Source organism: Nakamurella lactea DSM 19367 (assembly GCF_000426645.1).
GTDB classification, from domain to species: domain Bacteria; phylum Actinomycetota; class Actinomycetes; order Mycobacteriales; family Nakamurellaceae; genus Nakamurella; species Nakamurella lactea.
The window spans coordinates 111,910-131,286 of the sequence record NZ_AUFT01000012.1; the positions used below are offsets into that span (position 1 = coordinate 111,910).

General features: G+C 69.0%; 17 protein-coding genes and 1 tRNA gene. 8 read left to right on the top strand and 10 right to left on the bottom strand.

Annotated elements, in window-relative coordinates; genetic code table 11:
• The first annotated feature begins 20 nt into the window (after window positions 1-20).
• The 4 genes from K340_RS0113785 to K340_RS0113800 all read left to right on the top strand — a co-directional run bounded on the left by K340_RS0113785 (window position 21) and on the right by K340_RS0113800 (window position 2,170).
• A tRNA-Pro gene (locus K340_RS0113785) sits at window positions 21-97 on the top strand.
• Between the two features lie 218 nt (window positions 98-315).
• On the top strand, window positions 316-675 hold the full coding sequence (locus K340_RS0113790; RefSeq protein WP_029137149.1) for a YciI family protein: 360 nt from the start codon (window positions 316-318) through the stop codon (window positions 673-675).
• Between the two features lie 44 nt (window positions 676-719).
• Entirely contained in the window at window positions 720-1,439 is a 720-nt protein-coding gene (locus tag K340_RS0113795) for an ABC transporter ATP-binding protein (RefSeq protein ID WP_029137150.1), read from the top strand.
• A complete protein-coding gene (locus tag K340_RS0113800; RefSeq protein WP_029137151.1) occupies window positions 1,436-2,170 on the top strand; it encodes an ABC transporter permease in 735 nt (244 codons plus the stop codon). The genes K340_RS0113795 and K340_RS0113800 overlap by 4 nt, the downstream gene beginning before the upstream one ends.
• A 74-nt stretch (window positions 2,171-2,244) precedes the next feature.
• Here K340_RS0113800 and K340_RS34365 read toward each other — a convergent pair whose 3' ends face one another.
• From K340_RS34365 to K340_RS30010, 3 genes are all read right to left on the bottom strand, one after another.
• Window positions 2,245-4,365, bottom strand: a complete 2,121-nt coding sequence (locus tag K340_RS34365) for an eCIS core domain-containing protein (RefSeq protein WP_084614431.1) — start codon at window positions 4,363-4,365, stop codon at window positions 2,245-2,247.
• A gap of 126 nt (window positions 4,366-4,491) precedes the next feature.
• Window positions 4,492-5,379, bottom strand: a complete 888-nt coding sequence (locus K340_RS30005; protein WP_084614433.1) for a metallophosphoesterase — start codon at window positions 5,377-5,379, stop codon at window positions 4,492-4,494.
• Between the two features lies 1 nt (window position 5,380).
• On the bottom strand, window positions 5,381-7,684 hold the full coding sequence (locus K340_RS30010; protein WP_084614435.1) for a penicillin-binding protein: 2,304 nt from the start codon (window positions 7,682-7,684) through the stop codon (window positions 5,381-5,383).
• Window positions 7,685-7,918: 234 nt separating this feature from the next.
• Between K340_RS30010 and K340_RS0113820 the strand changes: the two genes are divergently transcribed.
• On the top strand, window positions 7,919-8,257 hold the full coding sequence (locus K340_RS0113820; RefSeq protein WP_051266267.1) for a WhiB family transcriptional regulator: 339 nt from the start codon (window positions 7,919-7,921) through the stop codon (window positions 8,255-8,257).
• A gap of 3 nt (window positions 8,258-8,260) precedes the next feature.
• Here the strand turns inward: K340_RS0113820 and K340_RS0113825 are convergent, their stop codons facing one another.
• From K340_RS0113825 to K340_RS0113835, 3 genes are read right to left on the bottom strand one after another with little or no spacing between them, the layout of a single operon-like run.
• Window positions 8,261-9,349, bottom strand: a complete 1,089-nt coding sequence (locus K340_RS0113825) for an ArsA family ATPase (protein ID WP_029137153.1) — start codon at window positions 9,347-9,349, stop codon at window positions 8,261-8,263.
• Window positions 9,346-10,407: an ArsA-related P-loop ATPase gene (locus tag K340_RS0113830; RefSeq protein WP_084614437.1), complete on the bottom strand. Its 1,062-nt coding sequence runs from the start codon at window positions 10,405-10,407 to the stop codon at window positions 9,346-9,348. Before K340_RS0113830 ends, K340_RS0113825 begins: the two co-directional genes overlap by 4 nt.
• A gap of 4 nt (window positions 10,408-10,411) precedes the next feature.
• Window positions 10,412-10,660 (bottom strand): hypothetical protein, encoded by a 249-nt coding sequence (locus K340_RS0113835; RefSeq protein WP_029137155.1) that lies wholly within the window; start codon window positions 10,658-10,660, stop codon window positions 10,412-10,414.
• A 73-nt stretch (window positions 10,661-10,733) separates the two neighbouring features.
• Here K340_RS0113835 and K340_RS35925 point away from each other — a divergent pair, with 73 nt between their 5' ends.
• Window positions 10,734-10,904: a DUF4177 domain-containing protein gene (locus K340_RS35925; protein ID WP_154674258.1), complete on the top strand. Its 171-nt coding sequence runs from the start codon at window positions 10,734-10,736 to the stop codon at window positions 10,902-10,904.
• Window positions 10,904-11,374, top strand: coding sequence for a RidA family protein (locus K340_RS0113845; RefSeq protein WP_029137156.1), 471 nt, complete (start codon window positions 10,904-10,906; stop codon window positions 11,372-11,374). Before K340_RS35925 ends, K340_RS0113845 begins: the two co-directional genes overlap by 1 nt.
• Before the next feature lie 9 nt (window positions 11,375-11,383).
• On the opposite strand, the gene K340_RS0113850 is transcribed toward K340_RS0113845, so the two are convergent.
• Window positions 11,384-12,145, bottom strand: a complete 762-nt coding sequence (locus K340_RS0113850) for an MBL fold metallo-hydrolase (RefSeq protein ID WP_029137157.1) — start codon at window positions 12,143-12,145, stop codon at window positions 11,384-11,386.
• 51 nt (window positions 12,146-12,196) lie between these two features.
• Window positions 12,197-13,174, bottom strand: coding sequence for an NAD(P)H-dependent flavin oxidoreductase (locus tag K340_RS0113855; RefSeq protein WP_029137158.1), 978 nt, complete (start codon window positions 13,172-13,174; stop codon window positions 12,197-12,199).
• 66 nt (window positions 13,175-13,240) lie between these two features.
• On the opposite strand from K340_RS0113855, the gene K340_RS0113860 reads away from it, so the two are divergent.
• Window positions 13,241-14,221 (top strand): zinc-binding dehydrogenase, encoded by a 981-nt coding sequence (locus tag K340_RS0113860; RefSeq protein WP_211229430.1) that lies wholly within the window; start codon window positions 13,241-13,243, stop codon window positions 14,219-14,221.
• Between the two features lie 43 nt (window positions 14,222-14,264).
• Here the strand turns inward: K340_RS0113860 and K340_RS0113865 are convergent, their stop codons facing one another.
• The gene (locus K340_RS0113865; protein ID WP_029137160.1) at window positions 14,265-15,176 is read right to left on the bottom strand and encodes a serine hydrolase domain-containing protein; all 912 of its coding nucleotides are present in this window, start codon (window positions 15,174-15,176) and stop codon (window positions 14,265-14,267) included.
• 56 nt (window positions 15,177-15,232) lie between these two features.
• Window positions 15,233-19,291: a GH92 family glycosyl hydrolase gene (locus tag K340_RS30015; protein WP_051266270.1), complete on the bottom strand. Its 4,059-nt coding sequence runs from the start codon at window positions 19,289-19,291 to the stop codon at window positions 15,233-15,235.
• Between the last annotated feature and the right edge of the window lie 86 nt (window positions 19,292-19,377).

Genomic DNA, 19,377 nt, shown 5'->3' on the forward strand with positions numbered 1-19,377 from the left:
GCTAGACTTGTCACGACCTCCGGGGTGTGGCGCAGCTTGGTAGCGTGCTTCGTTCGGGACGAAGAGGTCGCAGGTTCAAATCCTGTCACCCCGACCAATCAGCAAAGGGTCCCGGCCGCTAGGCCGGGGCCCTTTGCTGATTCATCAGGACCGTCAGGATTTGAACGCTGACGAGCGGAGCGAGGCAGCCAAATCCCGCCTGCGCCACAATTGATCCTTCACCACCGGGACATCCGTGTCGGAATCGTCGCTCCCCGTTCGTTGGGTGGGTGCGACAGCGGACCGACCGGGTCCGCGCGAACTGAAGGAGCAACCGTGACCGAATACCTCCTGTACTTCAACCAGCAGTGGGTCGGAGACCACACCGAGGAATGGTTCCGTGGGCGTGGTCCGCGGGCGATGGCAGTGACCGAAGAGATGAAGGCGGCCGGCGTCTATGTGTTCGCCGGGGGACTTGAGGAGGAGGACGGCCCGGTCTACAGCGCGGACCCGAACGGCGAAACCGTGACGATGACCGACGGTCCCTACGTCGAGACCAAGGAGTTTCTGGGCGGGTTCGCCGTGGTGGACGTGGCCGACGACGAGGCCGCCAAGATGTGGGCTGCGAAGGTCGCGGAGGCATGCGGCTGGCCGCATGAGGTTCGCCGATTCAAGCCGCAGCCCCGAACCCGATGATGTCTCGTCCGCCGTGGCCCGGGAGTTGGGCCTAGCCTTTCGCCATGGACGAACCTGCGGTACTGGTGCAGGACCTGTGCGTCGTGCGCGGAAGCAGGACCGTGCTGCCGGGCCTGACGGTGGCCGTGCCGCGCGGCCAGGTGGTCGGCCTGCTCGGGCCGAGCGGCGGCGGCAAATCGACCCTGCTGCGGGCGATCGTCGGGGTCCAGATCATCGAGAGCGGCACCGTCACGGTGCTGGGTGAGCCCGCCGGATCTGCCGGGCTGCGATCGCGGGTCGGGTACGTGACCCAGTCACCCAGTGTGTTCGCCGACCTCACCGTGACGCAGAACCTCCGGTATTTCGCCAGCTTGGTTGGCGCCTCGTCGGCCTCGATTGCCGAGGCGATCACGGCGGTCGATCTGACCTCGCACGCCGACACCCGGGTGGGCGAGCTGTCCGGTGGGCAGCACTCTCGAGCGTCGCTGGCCGCAGCCCTGGTCGGCAGTCCGGAATTGCTGGTCCTTGACGAGCCGACGGTCGGCCTCGACCCGGTGCTGCGCCGCGACCTGTGGGAGCTGTTTCACCGGCTGGCCGACGCCGGGACCACGCTGCTCGTGTCCAGCCACGTGATGGACGAGGCGACCCGCTGCGACCGGCTGCTGCTGTTGCGGGAGGGCGTCATCCTCGCCGACGACACCCCGGACGGACTGCTGCGGCGTACCGGCGCCGCCGACGCCGAGCAGGCGTTCCTGACGCTGATCGAAGCGGAGCCGGCGGCATGAAACCGCGGCTGACCCTGGCCACCGCCGGCCGGGTGCTGCGCCAGGTGCGGGCCGACCCACGGACGATCGCGCTGCTCATCGTGGTGCCGTGCGTGTTGATCGGGCTGCTGGCCTGGGTGTTCAGCGGGACGCCGGTGTTCGACGCGATCGGTGCGCCGCTGCTGGGCATCTTCCCGTTCGTGGTGATGTTCCTGGTGACCAGCGTCGCCACCCTGCGGGAGCGCACCTCCGGCACCCTGGAACGGCTGCTCACCACGCCGCTGGGCAAGGCCGACTTCCTGCTCGGTTACGCGCTGGCCTTCGGCGCCCTGGCAATCGTCCAGGCATTGGTCGCCACCGGCTTCGCGGTCTGGGTATGCGGCCTCGACCCGGTCGGGCCGACCGGGCTGCTGGTGCTGGTCGCCGTGGTCGACGCGCTGTTGGGCACCGCGTTCGGGTTGTTCGTCAGCGCCTTCGCCCGCACCGAGTTCCAGGCCGTGCAGTTCATGCCGGCCTTCGTACTGCCGCAGTTCCTGCTCTGCGGGCTACTGGTGGCCCGGGACGAGATGCCGACGGTGCTGCACTGGATCTCGAACGTCCTGCCGCTGTCCTACGCGGTGGACGCGATGACCCTGGTGTCGACCAGCGCTGACGCGACCGGCCAGGTGCTGGGCAAGGTGGGCATCGTGCTCGCCTTCGCCATCGGGGCACTGCTGCTGGGTTCGCTGACGTTGCGGCGTCGCACGGCGTGAGCTTCCGGCCGCCTCCGATGTTCTAGTCGGCACCCTGGCCCGCGGACGTCCGCGCGGTCGCGTGCGGCCGTGGGCTAACCGAACATCGATCTGATGTATTGGAGCACGTCTCTGAGTTCGGCGAGGTCAGCCCGCTTGGGGTCCAGAGGTGTGAACTCGGTAGAATCTTCCATCGATTCTTCGTAGGTCTTGATCCAGTCCACGGGGTCTGAGACATAGGTGGAAATCTCATCCTCAAAATCCGATTTCCATTTAGAGTCCTTGGCGAGGAGAGTAGCGAACTTGTCCGCGACCGCCTTACGTCGCAACTCCTCCGTGGCGGCAATCTTCGTCTGCTCGCTCTTTCTCTCCGCCTTTTCTGCTTCGGCCTGGCTCTTCTCGGCGGCGGCTTTCGCTTCGGCCTGACGTTTCTCGGCGGCAGCTTTCGCTTCGGCCTGACGTTTCTCGGCGGCGGCTTTCGCCTCAGCTTGGGCCTGACGTTGCTTTTCTTGCTCGGCGAGGATGACCGCTCGGTTGAAGCGTTTGTTGGCATCCTCGAGGCTCATGCGATTTCCGTCGACGCTGACTTCGACCACGGCTGCCAGCGGCAAACTAGTCAGCAGTGTCTCGCGGTTCTTCTCTGCGCTGTAGACGTACAGATCCCGCTCCTTTTTGTCCGTTGTCGCCCGCCAGTCACCCTGCTCTTTCCGGCCGTAGGCGACCTTCGATGCGTGCGACTCCTCAAGGTGGATGTCGAAGATCTTCGATTTTTCGATCTTGGCCAGGTCGACTTTGATCGCCGCTTCACTGGTAAAGACCTTGCCGTGATTGCTGTACACCTTACGGTTAGGCCCGGCGTGAGTCGCGGACAACAGACGCTGATTCGGTCCGCTGCCGTCGCGCTGTTGCAGGAACAGTTTTTCTTCTTGTTTGAGCGCCGAGTTGCGGTCCCCGCCCTTGAACTTGTACAGATCGAACTGGTCGCCGCGCTTGTCCGATGTGTTCCGGGGTAACATCTCGCCTTTGGTGAACAGTTGAGTCATCTGTTCGAAGTCGCAGCCCCGGTAGACGAATCGACCGATCGACAGATCGCGGGCGTCGTGAACGTACTGCTTCGTGGTGCCTTTCTTGACAACGAACGGGTTCGCCAGACTCGCTTCCTTTTCACTGTCCGCCGGCGCACGGAATCGCGCCTGCCGTAGCAGGATGCGGTACACGGTTTCCCCGCTGGCGTTCGAGATGATGGGAATCTCATCACCCTCCTCGGCGCCTATGGTCACCGCTCGTTTGGTTGCCGTCAGGATCTCGTCGGATAGTTTCTTCAGGTCCCAGCCCGACGACTTGTAGTCGTTGTGGAACGTTTTCAGCGCTGCAATTCGTGTGTCCTGGTCGGCGTCGTCGGTCTGTTCGATCTTTCGATCCTTGTCGCTCTCGATCTCGTTCTTGTAGTCCCGCTTTGCGACTTGATGACTGGTGATCGCGTCGGCGATCTGCTTGACCAGCGCCTGGTCGGCCTCGTCGACCTTCCCGGCAGCTTCGAAGGCGATCTTGTCGCCGGCCCGGCGGAGGGTGCCGAGGCCGGCCGGCCTGGTACTCGGCGCGATCCGCGAAACCGATTGCGGACCGGTGGCGGCGCATCGCCTCAGCACGGCCATCACCGACTCCGCGGTTCGATCCGCGTCGGCTTCGGCCGGGTCGGTGGCCCGGCCGATCACCGGCGGGCCCGCCGCTGATCGGCCGACGTCGTGGACGGTGTGCGCCAGCTCGTGGGCCAGCAACCGTTGCCCCGCACCGGTGTCGGGCGCGTACTTCCCGGCACCGAAATAGATGTCGGTGCCATGGGTGAAGGCAAGGGCCTGGACCGACCGGGCCAGCCGGGCCGGCTCGTCGCCGGTGTGTACCCGGACGTTCCTCAGGTCGGCCCCCAATGCAGAACCCATCGCGTGCGCAACGTCGGTAGGCAGCGGGCTGCCGCCCCCGCGTCGGCGTGCCAGCGCGGCATCCACGCTTTGGTCCACTCGGGAGCCACCCAGCGGGTCGAGGGTCCCTGCGGAGCGACGGACCGCTCCCGGCCCAGATCCGCGCACCAGGCCGGATGCCGGCACCACCCAACCACCGAGCGGCCGTGTCGGTGCCGGCGCGGGCAGGGTGTCGCCATCAAGTGCACCTGCGCGATCCACTCGGGTGTCATGCTGCGCCGCGGCTGGTTCGGCCATCGGAAAGCCCCCTTGAGTCGGGCTCACTCTACGAGGGCCGGACAGAACGGACAAGACTCGAACGCTGCCTGGCGGCGGACCGTCACCCGCCTCGAGCCCATCGCCTGGCGGCGCCCGACGGTGCCGTCAGTCTCGCGCGGTCAAGGTCAGCAGGGTGGCCTCCGGTCGGCAGCAGAACCGCACCGGCATGTACGGGCTGTGGCCGAGGCCGGCCGAGACATTCAGCCAGGTCGAGGCGCCCCACCGGGACAGCCCGCGGGCCCTTGACCGGTCGATGTCGCAGTTGGTGGTGACCGCGCCGACGAACGGCAGCCGGACCTGGCCGCCGTGCGTGTGCCCGGCCAGCACCAGGTCGTAGCCGTCGGCGGCGAACAGGTCGAGCAACCGCGGTTGCGGCGCGTGCAGCACCCCGATCCGCACCACGGCATCGGCCGTGGCCGGTCCGGCGATCTTCGGGTAGCGATCCCGCTTCGTGTACGGATCGTCGACCCCGGCCAGCGCGATCCGCTGTCCGCGGACGGTCAGCACGGTCGCCGCGTTGTCCAGATCGACCCAGCCGCGTTCGCGCTGGGCCGCCGCCAGGTCCCGCCAGGGCAGCGGGACCCTGGCCCGCCGCGGGTTGCCGCCGACGAAGTAGTAGTGCGGCGATTTGAAGATCGGCGCCACATAGTCGTTGTTGCCCATCACGAATGCACCGGGCACGTCCAGTAGATCGCCGAACGCCTCCACCGCAGCGGGTACCGAATCCCGGTGCGACAGGGTGTCGCCGGTGTTCACCACGAGGTCGGGACGCAGATCGGCGAGCGCGGCCACCCAGCGGGCCTTGCGCCGCTGGCCGGGAAGGATGTGCAGGTCCGACAGGTGCAGGATGCGGACCGGCCAGGAGCCGGGCTCCAGCACTTCCGCGGACACCCGGCGCAGGGTGAACAACCGCGGTTCGATCCCGATCGCCCAACCCGCGACCCCGGCCCCGGTCGCGGTCAGCGCTCCAAGGGCCTTGGCGGCGGTCGGCACGTCAGCCGCCGCCGGTGGTGGTGCCGCCGGTCGAGACGGTCAGCACCACGGTGGTCCCCGGCAGCGCGACCTGGTCCGGGTTCTGCGCGACCACGATGTTGATCGCGGCGCCGGACTTGTCGGTCGACTGCGCGGACACCTTGAAGCCCGCCTCGGTGATCCTGGTGGTCGCCTCGTCGATCGGCAGGCCGACCACATCGGGGACCTGGTTGCTCGGCTGCCCGGCGAGGTAGGTCGGATCGGCCGGACCGAAGTCCTTTTCCTGCAGGTCCTTGTGCAGCGGGGTCATCGCGTCCAGCCAGGTGGCGGCCGGGACCGAACCGCCGGACATCCCCTGTCCGCTCTGTGCTTCCTCGTTGGTGCAGGTGCGCAGCGGGTCCTTGCAGATCGACTTCGGTCGGGTCAGGTAGTCCCAGACCATCACCGCGCCGGAGTACTGCGGGGTGAAGCCGAGGTAGGCCGACGACTTGTAGTCCTGGGTGGTCCCGGTCTTGCCGGCGGCGACCCTGGTCCAGTTCGCCTTCACCGCGGCGGCGTGCGAGGTGCCGTCCGCGGCGGTCAGGTCGCCCTCCATTGCCCGCGACAGCGTGCTGGCCAGCGGGGCCGGTACCGCCTGGTCACACGGCGTCGCCTTCAGCGTGATGAGCTTGCCGTCCCGGTCGGACACCGAATCCACCGGGCTCGGTGCGCACCAGACACCACCGGAGGACAGCGTGGCCCCGACGTTCGCCAGCTCCAGCGGGCTGACCGGCGACACCCCAAGGGTGAACGACGCGATCTTCTGCCGCACCACCTCGTCGGCGTACGACTGACCGGACCCCGCCAGCTGCGGCGACACGTCCCCGGCGTCCAGGCTGTAGCCGCGCAGGCCGAGCTTCACCGACATCTGCGTGACCTTGTCCAGCCCGATCTGGTCCTCGAGCGCGACGAAGGTGGTGTTCGGCGAGGTGGCCAGCGCGCCCTCCATGGTCAGTGTCGGCGGATACCCGCCGGAGTTCTTGAAGGCGTGATTCGGCGCCAGCGGCGATCGGTATTCGGTCGGCACCGCCAACGTCGGGCGCTCCGTGCCCATGCCCAACTCCAGCGCGGCGGCCGCGGTGAAGATCTTGAAGGTGGACCCGGCACCCAGCGGGGCGAAGGTGGTGGGCAGCCGTTGCACCGTCTGTCCCTTGTTGGCCGCCAGGCCGTAGGGCCGGTTGGCCACCAGCGCGACCACCCGGCGGGTGGACTGGCCGGGCTGGACGACCGCCATCACGTTGGCGATGCGTTTGGTGGTGTCCGACGAGGGGTCGGCGTTCGCGTCGACCGCGGCCTTCGCATCCTTCATCGCCGCCGGATCGAGGTTGGTCCGGATGGTGTAGCCGCCGGTGCCGAGGGTGCTGGTGTCGAAGTCGTTGTTCTTGAGCCAGTCGAGCACGTACTGGCAGTAGTAGCCGTTCGTGGTGACCGACGCGACGTCGCCGCAGCCGTTCGGCGTCCGCGCCGGCTTGAGCATCGCCGGCGCCTTCTTCGCCTCGTCGGCGGTGGCCTGCGAGATGGCGTGCGACTGGACCATCAACTGCAGCACCAGGTTGCGCCGCTCCATGGCGTCGTTGAAGTGATCGGGATTGAGCGGGTTGTACTTGTTCGGGTTGTTGATCATGCCGGCGAGCAGCGCGGCCTGGGGCAGCGCCAGGTCCTTGGCGTGCACCCCGAAGTAGCGCATCGACGCGGCCTCGGCGCCGTAGGTGGACGGGCCGAAAGCGACGGTGTTCAGGTACCGCTCGAGAATGTCGTCCTTGGACAGCTTCAGTTCCAGCTGCAGCGCCATCTTCGCTTCGCGCAGCTTGCGGATCGGGGTCTGTTCGATGGCCGCGGCCCGCTCGGCGTCGGTCTTCGCCTGAACAAGGAACAGGTAGTTCTTCACGTACTGCTGGGTCAGCGTCGAGCCGCCGCCCTGGATCTGGTCGGACGAGGCGTTGTGCAGCAAGGCCCGGATGGTGCCCGGCCAGTCCACCCCGTGGTGCTGCTTGAACCGGCGATCCTCGGTGGAGATGACCGCCCGGATCAGCAGCTCACTTTCGTCCGACAGCGGGACCACGACCCGGTTCTGGTCGTAGATGTAGGTCAGCACCTTGCCGGAAGCGTCCAACACCGTGGTGCGTTCCGGTACCGGATCGGAGAAGTCGTCCGTGTTCACGTCGGCGATCGCCGCCGTCGCCTTGTTGGACGCCAGCCCGACGCCGACGAAGTAGGGCAGCATCAAGCCGGCCACCAGCGCGCCGGCCACCAAGGTGGCCACCAGTAGCCGTCCGATCCCGCTCATTACCCGCACGATTCGCCAGGGTACCGGGCCTGCCGGGGGACCCAGGGTGATCCGCGCCGCCACTGCCGGCGGTGACGGTTCCGGACGGTGACCGGCAGTCGGGCGAAAGTGTCCCCGTTCGGGTGGGAACGCGATCACCCAGCGGCGCGTCGTACGCACGTCGGCCGATCACAGGGGTGGATGGCCGACCAGGGCCGAACCGGGCCCGGTACGAACCGAGAAGGGGAACACACGATGAGCGCACGAGGCCTGCGCGTCGTCCCGCAGGACGGGACCGCCACCGTTGCAAATTCCACCGACTGGACCACCCGCGCGGTGTGCGCGAATCAGGACCCGGACCTGCTGTTCGTCACCGGCGCGGCCCAGCGTGACGCCGCCCGGATGTGCCATGGCTGCCCGGTCAAGCTCGAATGTCTGGCCGATGCGCTGGACAACCAGGTCGAGTTCGGTGTCTGGGGCGGTCTCACCGAGCGTCAGCGGCGGGCAATCCTGCGCAAGTGCCCGGACGTGACCAGCTGGTTCGACGTGCTGAGCCAGGCCCGCGACGACTCCACCGCGGCCACTGCCGGGTGAAGCTCACAGGCTGATCGCGCGTAGGTCGGCAACGTCGTGCACGTCGGTGGGCAGGGCCGGGATCTGCCGGATCGGCAGGCCGGCATGTGCCCGGGTGACCCTGGTCAGCATCCGCCGCTCCTCGGCGTTGATCGCCAGCAGTTTGCCGTGCACGGCCAGAACGCCGGCGGTCAGCGGGTCGGTCTCGGCGATCGCCGAGATCCCGGCGTCAACGGCCGCGACCGTCAGCGACGACAACGACGCCGGCAACGGATGGGTCCGGTTCATCACCAGGCCGGCCAGCGGCATGTGCTCCGCGCGCAACCGGTCGGCGAAGTAGGACGCCTCTCTGATCGACTCACCCTCCGGCGTCGCCACCACGATGAATCGGGTGCCGGGTTCGCGGAGCAGCTGATACGTCGCCTCGGCCCGTTCCCGGAACCCGCCGAACAGATCCTCGAACAGCCGGACGAACTGGGTCGCGTCGGTCAGCATCTGACCGCCGATCACCGTCCGGATCGCCTTGGTGAACAGCGTCAGCCCGGCGCCGACGAGTTTCATCACGCCGCGACCCGGTGCCACCAGCAGCCGGATCATCCGACCGTCCAGGAATGACGAAAGACGTTGCGGCGCATCGAGGAAATCCAGGGCTGATCGGCTCGGCGGGGTGTCGACGACGATCAGTTCGTAATCGCCGGTGGCCGACAACGTGCCCAGCTTCTCCATCGCCATGTACTCCTGGGTCCCGGAGAACGAGGTCGCGATGGTGCGGTAGAACGGATTCGCGAAGATCTGCTCGGCCCGCTCCTTGCTGGAGTGCGCGAGCACCATCTCGTCAAAGGTGCGCCGGGTGTCCAGCATCATCGCCCAGAGTTCGCCGGGCGCATCGAGTTCCACCCGGCGCGGGGTGTTGTCCAACTCGCCGAGGCCTAGCGACTGGGCCAGCCGTCGCGCGGGGTCGATGGTCAGCACCGCGACCTTCCGGCCGGCGTCGGCGGCGGCCACCGCCATCGCGGCTGCCGTGGTGGTCTTCCCGACACCGCCGGAACCGCAGGTCACCACCACGGTGGTGGCCTGATCGGCGACCAGCTCGCGCAGGCTCAGCTCCGTCATGGGCGCTCCCGGTCCAGCGTCACGCCCTGATCGGTGAGCATCTCGGAAAGTTCGTACAGCCCACCGAGATCGACGCCGTCGACCAGCCGGGGCAGGTTCAGCATCGGCAGTCCGGTGGTGGCCAGCTCCGACTCGAGCTCGTACTCCCTGGTGACCCTGGCAGCGTGGTCGGTGGCCTGCTCGACCAGCGTCTTGAGTCCGGCCTGGTCGACCGTCAGGCCGGCGGCGGCCAACCCGTCGGCCACCGCGGCGGCGTCCAGGTCGCCGCCGGCCGCGGCGTCCAGCGCGTCGGCGGGCAGCAGTGGATCGGTCACGGCATTGACGATGATCGAACCCACCGGCAGGCCGACCTCACGCAGTTCGGCGATCGCCTCCAGGGTCTCGGTCACCGGCATGTCTTCCAGATGGGTGACCAGATGTACTGCGGTGGAAGGAGAATGCAGCAAGGTCGCTACCCCTTCGGCCTGCGAGCGGATCGGGCCGCGTTGGGCCAGGTCGGCCATCGCCACCGTCACGTTCAGGAAGGTGACGATCCGGCCGGTCGGCGGGCCGTCCATCACCACCGCGTCGTAGATCGGTTCGCCGCCGGCGGCGCGCCGGGTGACCGTCTCCTTCGCCTTGCCGGTGAGCAGCACGTCGCGCAACCCCGGAGCCAACGTGGTGGCGAACTCGACCGCACCCATCCGTTTCAACGCCCGGCCGGCCAGCCCGAGGTTGTAGAACAGCTGGAAGTACTCAAGCAGCGCCGCCTCGACGTCGACGGCCAGCGCCCGGACCTCGCCGCCGTCCGGGGCGACCGCGATCCGGGTCTCCGCGTAGGGCAGCGGCGGCAGGTCGAACAGCCGGGCGATGCCCTGTCGTTCCTCGACCTCGATCAGCAGCACCCGCCGGTTGCCGGCGGCCAGGGTCAACGCCAGTGCGGCGGCCACGGTGGTCTTGCCGGTGCCGCCCTTGCCCGTCACCACATGCAGTCGGGCCTGTGCGCTGGCGGCGGCCCAGCCCGGCACCACCGATTCGGCCGCGGCGGGTGCCGCCGGTGCCGGTTCTGCGGTGCTCACCGGGTCAGCTCGCCAGCGCCATCACGGCGACCGCGACGGCCGGGCCGGCGACCAGGATCAGGCCGAGCCACCAGGGCAGCACCAGGACCAGCAGGAAGCCGATCGGCACCGCGATCGAGGCGATCGCCGGTGGCCGGGCCGCACGTGCGGTGCTCCACCCTTGCCTCTCCTTCAACGTGTCGAACCACAGCAGCAACAGAATCACCAGCAGCACGGCCGCCACGGCCGCGGCCACCCATCGCCACCACTGCATGCCCACCAGATTATGGGTCGGCCCGACCAGGGGCGCGATAGGCGTCCCGAAGCGGTCGACCTACAGTGGGCGGATGAGCTCACCACAGGGCAGGCAGGCCTGGGAGTACGCGACCGTGCCGCTGCTGACCCACGCGACCAAACAGATCCTGGACACTTGGGGAGAGGACGGCTGGGAGCTGGTCAGCGTCATTCCCGGCCCGAATCCCGAACAGCTGGTCGCCTACCTGAAACGGGTGAAGTGATGGGGAGCGAGAACGGCACCGTCGCCGACCGGCTGGCCGAGCTGGGCATCACCCTGCCGCCGGTCGCGGCCGCTGCCGGGTCCTACGTCCCGACGGTCCGCTCCGGCTCCTACGTCTACACCTCCGGTCAGCTGCCGTTCGCCGACGGCAAGCTGGTGGCCACCGGCAAGGTCGGCGCCGAGGTGTCGCCCGAGGACGCGAAGGCGGTGGCCCGGCAGGCCGGCCTGAACCTGCTGGCCGCGATCGACGCCGAGGTCGGGCTGGACAACGTGGTGCGGGTGGTGAAGGTGGTCGGGTTCGTCGCGTCCGCCGAGGGCTTCACCGGGCAGCCTGGCGTGGTGAACGGAGTGTCCGACCTGCTGGCCGAGGTGCTCGGCGAGGCCGGCCGACATGCCCGGTCCGCGGTCGGTGTCGCCGAGCTGCCGCTGGGCGCTCCGGTCGAGGTCGAAGCGATCGTCGAGGTTCGCTGAGCCGTTCGGCTATTCGGCCGGTCGGCTTTCGGCGACGGCGGTCAGGTTCGCCGCATGTGCCTGCGGCATGTCCGGGTTGGCCAGCCGTTCGTCATCGGCGTCGGTGCCGGCCGCCAGCGCATCCAGGTAGCGGCGGTCGGCCAGCCAACGTTCCATCGGTGCCCCGGTCGGCGATCCGTGCCCCGGCACCACGATCGCGGCCCGTTCGACGTACGGGCGTAGCGCGGTGAGACCGGCGTCGTAGGCCGCGAAGCCGGTCTCTTGCAGCAGTGGCAGTTCGAGGTCGCTGAGCATGTCGCCGGCCAGCAGCACTCGGTCGTCGGGTACCCAGAGCGCTGCGTGTCCGGTCGAGTGCGCGTTGTGGATCACCAACTCGCCCCAGGGCTCCAGGGTGTCGGTCGCGCTCACCCGGCCGAGTAAATCGGTCAGCTCGGTCGGCCAGCCCGGTCCGAGCGCCGTCAGCAGGGCCGGCCGTTCCCGCTCGGCCAGCGCGGTGGCGCCGGGCGACGCATACCGCGGCGAGGCGCCGAATCCCGGATGCCACAGCAGATGGTCGTGGTGCGCATGAGTGCTGAACCCGGCGGCCACCGTCAGTCCCGCGTCGGTGAGATCCGTTGCCAGGCCGGCCAATTCGGACGGCACCCAGGCCGGATCGACCAGCAACACCTCGTTGCTGCCGGGTCGCGAAACGACCGTGCTGGCGGTGGCGTACAACGCACTGTGGCAGACCCGAACCGAGTCGGTGAGGTCGGTCCAATCGCGCTGCGTCATCCGGTAACGGTAGCTACTCGGCGACCCCGCCGCGCGCGGCGTCGCCGGCCCTCAACGTTCGCCCAGGAGTCCAGGTACCCGGGAACGGAGCACGGCCTCGGCTCCCTCGGCCAGTTCGGTGATCACGTCCGCTGCCGGTCGCGCCGCCGTGAGCAGCCCGACGGCCTGCCCGGCCAGGATGGGTGCCAGATCGTAGTTCCCGGAATCGACCGCGTCGGTCACCTGCCGGCGGGCCTCGGCGCCCGGCGGAAGGTGGTCGACCTTGTCGGCCCAGGCGTCGGTGAAGTCGTTGGCGAGCGTGCGCACAGGATAGTCCTGCGGCCAGCCGGGACGGAGAACCTGGTCGAACAGGGGAGACAAGACCGTTTGGTCCACCTCGGCCGCGCGCAGCCGGTCGCGAGCGGCATCGTCGAGCACGGCCTCCTGGCTGAGCAGCAGCGGAGTGCCCACCCGGGCGCCGACGGCCCCGGCGACCAGCACGGCCGCCAGCGCTTCGGGTGTTCCGATGCCGCCGGCCGCCAGCACGGGCACATCGACCTCCTGCCGCAGCCGCTGCAGCAACGGCAGCATGGCGACGGTTCCGGTATGTCCGCCGGCTTCGGTGCCCTGCGCCTCGATCAGGTCGACGCCGGCCGCCACCGCGTCGCGCGCGGCCTGCGGGTTGTGCACCTGCGCCGAGACGACGACACCGGCGGCGTGCAGCAGTTCCACGTCGCCGGGCCGGACCGGGCCGAACGACAGCGACACCAGCGCCGGCCGCTGCGCGGCAGTCGCCGCCACCAGCTCCGGACGGCCGGGAAGTGCCCAGGCGGTCAGCCCCACCCCGAACGGCAGCGCCCCGTCGTCGCTCGCGATCCGCGCCTCGTCGGCCAGAAACTCGACGGGCACCTGGCTACCGATCCCCAGCATGCCCAGTCCGCCGGCCCGGCTGACGGCCCGGGCGAGCCGGCCGTGCGCCACTCCGGTCATCGACGCGCTGATCACCGGATGCCGGATGCCCAGCCGCTCGGTCAGCCACGTGTACAGCATGTGCGGCATCTTAACGGCGAGCCGTCCGCCCGTTGTTGTTGGCCGGCACTGGCTTAGGTTGATGGGGTGGCGAACTACCGGGATGTACCGGCGGAGCCGGGGACCGAGCGAGCCGAGACGTCGACCTCGACCCGCGCACTGATCGTCGACCCGTCCGCGGACTCGAACATTGGCTTCGGGGAGGTAGCCACCCCGGTTGCCGGCCCGCATCAGATACTCGTCGGAGTGCAGTACGCGGCCTTGAACTACGCGGACCTGAACAACGCCCGTTCGGGACGCGTGCCGGTCGGCGCGCCGCTGGGTCTGGACGCGGCCGGGATCGTCCTGCGGGGCGCAACGGACGGGTCGGGGCCGCCGCGGCGCAGCCGCGTCGTCCTCTTTGCGGACGGCGCGTTCGCGGAACGGGTCGCCGTCGACGTTTCGGCAGTGGCCGAGGTTCCGGACGGTGTCGGACTTGCCGAGGCAGCAGCATTGCCGACGGCGGGCCTGGCCGCGCTCCGCTCGCTGCGCTCCGCCGGGGTCGGACCCGGCAAGCGGGTGTTGGTGACGGGTGCCTCGGGTGGAGTGGGACGGTACGCCGTGACACTGGCCGCACTGGCCGGGGCGTACGTCGTTGCTTCGGTCGGCTCTCCGGCGCGCGGCGACGGCCTCGCCGACGCTGGCGCAGACGAGGTGGTGGAGGGCATGGCGGGGATCAACGAACCCGTCGACATCGTCGTGGAGACGGTCGGTGGTCGCCAGTTGGTCAGGGCCTGGGAACTCCTTGCTGCCGGCGGCAGTCTGCAATCGATCGGGTGGACTTCGGCGGAGCCGGCCGTCTTCCCTCCCTACGCGACCGTTGGCCCACCCAAGACGCTCACGTCCTACGTCAATGAATTCGACGCCGCCGCCGACCTTGCCCAGTTGGTACGGCTGGTCGCAGAGGGTGCAGTGGTGCCTGAGATCGGTTGGCGCGGCTCCTGGGAGCGCTTCGACGAGGCAGTCGATGCGCTGCGTGGCCGGCGCGTCGCAGGAAAAGTGGTATTCCAGCTCAGTTCCCACGCCTGAACCGGCCAGGGGTCGGCGCCGAGCGTCGGCCTGCGGCTATTGCCTACAGGTGGGGAACGATCTCGTCCCAGATCGCGTCGAGGATGTCGACCGTCGGCCTCTCGTAGTGCGAGGTCACGCTGACACACGCGCGCTGGTGCGGAAAGATGACGCAGAACTGGCCGTACAGGCCGTCCATCCGCCACGCGTCATCTCGCGCGCAGTGCCAGCAGTGCAGGCCGTAGGAACCCTCGACGCCCTCAAGGTCGGAAGCAATGGACGGGCCGTGCATCAGGTCGACGTACTCGGCGGGCACGAGTTGCCGGCCCTGGTGGGCACCTCTGTGCAGCAGGGTGATGCCTAGTCGCGCGATCTCCTCGGTCCGCAGTTGCAGGCCAAGTGCGCCCATCGAATATCCCAACGGACACCGCAGCCACTGCGGATTCCCGATCTGCAACGGGGTGAACAGTCGCGGCATCAGGAAGTCGCGCATGTCCTGGCCGCTGGCGGCGGCGATGATGCGACTGAGCAGGTACGAGTTCGTGCCCCGGTAGGCAAACCAACTCCCGGGCGCGGCATGTGGTGCGGTCGACAGGAAGTCCTCGGCCGGATCGCCCGGATGGTCGAAGTCGGGATCATCCCATCGGTAATCGATCCCGGCCGTCATCGTCAGCAGATGACGGATCGTCATCTCCTGCACGCCACTGGCGGCGGCGTCGGCGAACTGCGGAAGATGCGACAGCACCCGGTCGTCCAGTTCGAGCAGCCCTTCGGCCTGCGCGATGCCGACCGCCACCGACGTGAAGGTCTTGGACACCGAGTAGACCTCGCGCCGATCGTCGGAAACCCACCGAAAGGCCACTGGATCGTGGCCTTCCCGGGCTATGTGAATGCCCTCAACGCCCAAGTCCCGTTCGGCCACGGCCTGACGAAATCCCAGCAGCCCGATCCCCAACGCATCGTTGCTTGCAGCCATGGCGGCACTCTACGGACCCGCCGGGAACCGAACCGTCCCGGCAGGTCCGGTAGCCGTCAGCCGGTCACCGTCATGCCGCCGACCGCCGGCGACGCGGAGATGACGCCGAACGCGGTGACGGTGTCGTAGTCGGCCGCCGACCTCGGGACCGGCACCGTCGCCTGCACGGCGCCGTCGGCGCCGGCGGTGGCCGTCACCGCCGTGGCGCCGGCCGCATCCACCGCGATCCGCACCTGCTCGCCGGGGGTGAAACCACCGCCGCTGACGGTGATCTCGCCGGCCCGAAGGGCCGTCTGCCGACTGACGGTGAGAGTCGGCAGGTCCCGCTGGGAGGCCTTGGTGACCCGTACCGTGAGCGGTGCCGACTCGGTGACGCCATCGGTGTCGGTGACCGAGACGGTGGCGGTGAACTCACCGAGCTTCGAATACGTGTGGCTGCCGGTCACCGTGTACGAGCCGTCGTCGACGGCGGCAATGGTGCCGACCGAGGCCGCGCTGCGATCGCCCCAGTCGATGCTCGCGGTGAAATCGCCGGCAGCGGCGCCGTTCCCGCCGGTGAACGACGCCAGCGTGCCGGTAAACTCCTGGCCCCTGACGGCGGCGGCATCGGCCGGCGCGGTGACGGTGAGAGCCGGTAGCGGATGGGTGATCGACACGTCGTCGATCCAGCCGCGCAGGTAGCCGTCCGAATGGCCGGCGGTGGCGACCACGTCGCCGGTGCCGAAGGCCAGCAGCACCTTGTCGACGGTCTTACCGGCCGCCTGCGCCGGGATCGATACCTGCACCGTGGTCCAGGTATCCGGCGTCAGCGCCCCGCCCTGCTGCTCCGGTTCGAGAGTGGCGCCATTGGAGGCCAGCGCGCCGCTGTCGGACAGCCTGGTCCCGTCGGTGAACAGCAGATCGACGGCCACGTACTGACTCGCGTTCTGCACGTAGTCGCCGAACGGGCCGCCGGTGGCTTGCGGCCGCACTGCGTAGGAGAACACGTCGCCGGCGGCGACTCGCTGCCCGGTCTGCCCGCCGGACAGCAGCACGTTGTCGGCGTGATTGCCGGCCGTCACCGCGCGGGCCGAGTAGATGGTCGCCCAGGTACCGGTGTTGGCATCGCCGCCCTGGGCCTTGGATTCGGTGCCGCCGATCCCGCAGCAGTACTCGCCGAAGCCGGTGGAATCCAGCCGGACGCTGCCGGCCGGTTGGGGCTGGCCCGGTTCGAAGCTGGTGGACAGCAGGGTCTTTGCCGGCTTCGCCACCAGCACGGTGAAGGTCAGCGATCCGAGATCGGTCTTGCCGACCGCGTAGTGCACGGTGACGGTGTGGCTGCCAAGTGGGGTGTTCTTGTCGGCCCGCAACACGATCGGCACCGAGGCTCTGCCGTCAGCCCCGATGGTGATCGACGAGGTCGGGAGGATCGGCGTCAGACCGTCGCCGGCCGTCACCGTGTAGGTGACCTTCTTCGGTGCCTTGCTGGTGAGCCGGACCACGTCCAGCGTGACCTCCTTACTCAGCCCGCCGGGCACCGCGGTGGTGGCCGGCGAGGAAATGCTGGCCGTGTAAGGCTTCTCGCCGTCGCGGTTGGATGGCGACGCGTCGGCCGGACGGGTACCGCGGGCGGTATTCGGTGTGGTGGTCAGGGTGAGGTCGACGGTGGTGTTCTTTCTGAGCGCGGCGGCCGACAGGTAGGTCTTGCTGCTGGTCGCACCGTTGACCTTCAGCTTGTCGATGTACTGGGCGTCCAGTGCGGCGGCCGGCGCAGTGATCTGCAGCCTCTTGCCGGTGCTGCGGGTGACGGTGATCGACGGGAACAGCGGCGCCGCCATCGTCAGGTCGGCAGACGACGGATTCTCCGGGTACAGGCCCATCGCGGCGAACACCAGCCAGGAGCTCATTTCGCCGAGATCGTCGTTGCCAGGGATCCCGTCCGGTCCGCCGGGAACGCCGTCCTTGGTGTCCAGCCAGAGCTGGGAGATGGTCTGCCGCACCGTCTCCTGGGTCTTCCAGGGGGTGCCGGCGTAGTTGTAGAGCCAGGCGGCGCCGATCGACGGCTCGTTGTCCATGTTGGCGTGGGTGGTGCCGTCCCAGGGGCCGATCAGCACCCAGTTGCCGTCGGCGTCCTTGAAGAAGCTGTCGAGCCGGGCGTTCACGGCGTCGTTGCCGCCCATCGCGTCGATCAGGCCGGCCGGGTTGTGCTGCACCATCCAGGTGTACTGGGCGCCGGTGCCCTCGACGAAGCCGGACGAGGAGCCGGGGTCGAAGCCGGAAACCCAACTGCCACTGGCCATCCGGCTCTGGATGTAGCCGCCGCCGTCGGTGGCGTCCGGGTTGAACTGGTTCTGCCAGGACTGTGACCGGGTGACGAACTCGGTGTACGACTTCTTGTCCTTGAGGTACTTCGCGATGGTGGCCAGCCCGTAGTCGGCCGCCGCCATCTCCAGCGTCTCGTTCGGGCAACCCCAGGCGTTGCAGCCCTCGGGGTAGAAGTCGTGGCTCAGGAACTGATCGAGCGACGGGCGTTGTCCGATCACCGCGACGTTCCAGCCGGCACTCGAATAGTCCTGCTGGGTCGGCACTCTGGCCGCCGTGGCGAGGGAGTCGAAGGCGCGCCGGATCGGGAAGTCGGTGCCGCCGAAGGCCAGGATGCCGGCCAACGCGGCGGCCGACGGATCGCCGACCATCACATGGGTGCCGCCGGTGACGTGCGTCCAGCGGTCCCAGACGCCGCCGTTCTGGTCGGCCTGGTTGAGCAGCGATGCGGCGATGTCGCTGCCGCGCCGCGGATCCAACAGCGTCAGCAGTTGCACCTGCGAGCGGTAGACGTCCCAGCCGGAGAAGGTGGTGTACTGCGCCTGCTGGTCGGCGGGGAGCAGGTGTGCCCGGCCGTCGAAGCCGGGGTACTGGCGATTCACGTCGCTCACCAGGTTCGGGTGCAACAGCGCATGGTAGAGCGCGGTATAGAAGGTGCTGCGCTCGTTGTCGGTGCCGCCGCCGACGGTGATCCGGCCGAGCTCGGCGTTCCAGTCCCGTTTGGTGGCCGCGGTGACCTGCTCGAGGGTGCGGCCGGCCGGATTCTCGGCCTGCAGATTGGCTGTCGCGTTCGCGTCCGAGACGTAGGAGATGCCGACCCTGGCGTTCACCGTTGAACCAGGGGCGAACATCAGGTAGCCGCCGGATCCCTTGCCGGCCGGCGCATATCCGTTGGCCGTGCCGCCATCCGGGTTCAGTCCGCCGGTGTAGCCGGTGCCGCCTCGCGCTGAGGTGCTGCCGCTGCTGACCGTCCCGTCCTTCCAGGTGCCGACCGCGGCGAACGGCGCATCGAAGGCGATCGTGTAATGCAGGGTGTAGTAGCTGTGCTGCAGGATGCCGTCGCCGGTGTACGGGCCGCAGAAGTTGCCGCTGGTCACCGAGCCGGAGACGGTGCGGGCAGCGGGATCGATGGTGACGGCCGCGTCCGAGCTGCCGGCGATCGAGTCCGAACCGCGGATCAGCAGACCGGCGGGCTTGTCGGCGGGGAAGGCGAATCTGGCGCTGCCGGTGCGGGCGGTGGCGGCCAGCGACGCGGTGACGCCGGAGTCCAGCGTGACCCGGTAGGAGCCGGGCGATGCCTGCTCCTGATCGTGCGAGAAGGTGCTGGAGTAGGCGGTGGAGATGCCGCCGGCCGGCAGCGTCGGCGAGCCGGTGACGTCCTGGGTGATAGGCATGATCGGCACGTCGCCGCCGGCGCCGTTGCACCCGGCGCCGGACAGGTGGGTCAGCGAGAAGCCGGTGATGAAGTCCGTGCCGTACTGGTATCCGCTGGGTGAGGCCCAGCGGACGGTGCCCTTGCCGGCGTTCGCGCCGGACGTCGGCCCGTAGTAGCGGGACTGGCCGGGGGAGAAGCTGAGCATGCCGAACGGGGCGACCGCGCCGGGGAAGGTGTTGCCCGCGTTGGCGGTGCCGACCAGCGGGTCGACGTCACTCGCCGGGTCGGTCACCGGAGCGGCCGTCGCGGTGGTGCTCCCCGCGGCGACCAGGACGGCGGGGGTCGCGGCCGCCGCCTGGGCGGGCAGGCTCAGGGCCAGTGCGGCGGCGACTCCGGCGACCAGCGCGAGACTGGGACGGCGTGACGGACGACGGTGCATGGGTGGTTCCTCCCGGTGCCCGAGCCGGCTCCCTTGCCCGCTCCTGGTCCCGGTAGTTCACCGTCGTCTGACATCGTTGTCAAGAG

What these genes read in the sequence shown, in the direction of transcription:
- K340_RS0113795 (WP_029137150.1), top strand. Translation starts at nt 720, where the DNA reads ATGGACGAACCTGCGGTACTGGTGCAGGACCTGTGCGTCGTGCGCGGA.
- K340_RS0113800 (WP_029137151.1), top strand. Translation starts at nt 1,436, where the DNA reads ATGAAACCGCGGCTGACCCTGGCCACCGCCGGCCGGGTGCTGCGCCAG.
- K340_RS34365 (WP_084614431.1), bottom strand. Translation starts at nt 4,365, where the DNA reads ATGGCCGAACCAGCCGCGGCGCAGCATGACACCCGAGTGGATCGCGCA.
- K340_RS30010 (WP_084614435.1), bottom strand. Translation starts at nt 7,684, where the DNA reads ATGAGCGGGATCGGACGGCTACTGGTGGCCACCTTGGTGGCCGGCGCG.
- K340_RS0113820 (WP_051266267.1), top strand. Translation starts at nt 7,919, where the DNA reads ATGAGCGCACGAGGCCTGCGCGTCGTCCCGCAGGACGGGACCGCCACC.
- K340_RS0113825 (WP_029137153.1), bottom strand. Translation starts at nt 9,349, where the DNA reads ATGACGGAGCTGAGCCTGCGCGAGCTGGTCGCCGATCAGGCCACCACC.
- K340_RS0113835 (WP_029137155.1), bottom strand. Translation starts at nt 10,660, where the DNA reads ATGCAGTGGTGGCGATGGGTGGCCGCGGCCGTGGCGGCCGTGCTGCTG.
- K340_RS35925 (WP_154674258.1), top strand. Translation starts at nt 10,734, where the DNA reads ATGAGCTCACCACAGGGCAGGCAGGCCTGGGAGTACGCGACCGTGCCG.
- K340_RS0113845 (WP_029137156.1), top strand. Translation starts at nt 10,904, where the DNA reads ATGGGGAGCGAGAACGGCACCGTCGCCGACCGGCTGGCCGAGCTGGGC.
- K340_RS0113850 (WP_029137157.1), bottom strand. Translation starts at nt 12,145, where the DNA reads ATGACGCAGCGCGATTGGACCGACCTCACCGACTCGGTTCGGGTCTGC.
- K340_RS0113855 (WP_029137158.1), bottom strand. Translation starts at nt 13,174, where the DNA reads ATGCTGTACACGTGGCTGACCGAGCGGCTGGGCATCCGGCATCCGGTG.
- K340_RS0113865 (WP_029137160.1), bottom strand. Translation starts at nt 15,176, where the DNA reads ATGGCTGCAAGCAACGATGCGTTGGGGATCGGGCTGCTGGGATTTCGT.
- K340_RS30015 (WP_051266270.1), bottom strand. Translation starts at nt 19,291, where the DNA reads ATGCACCGTCGTCCGTCACGCCGTCCCAGTCTCGCGCTGGTCGCCGGA.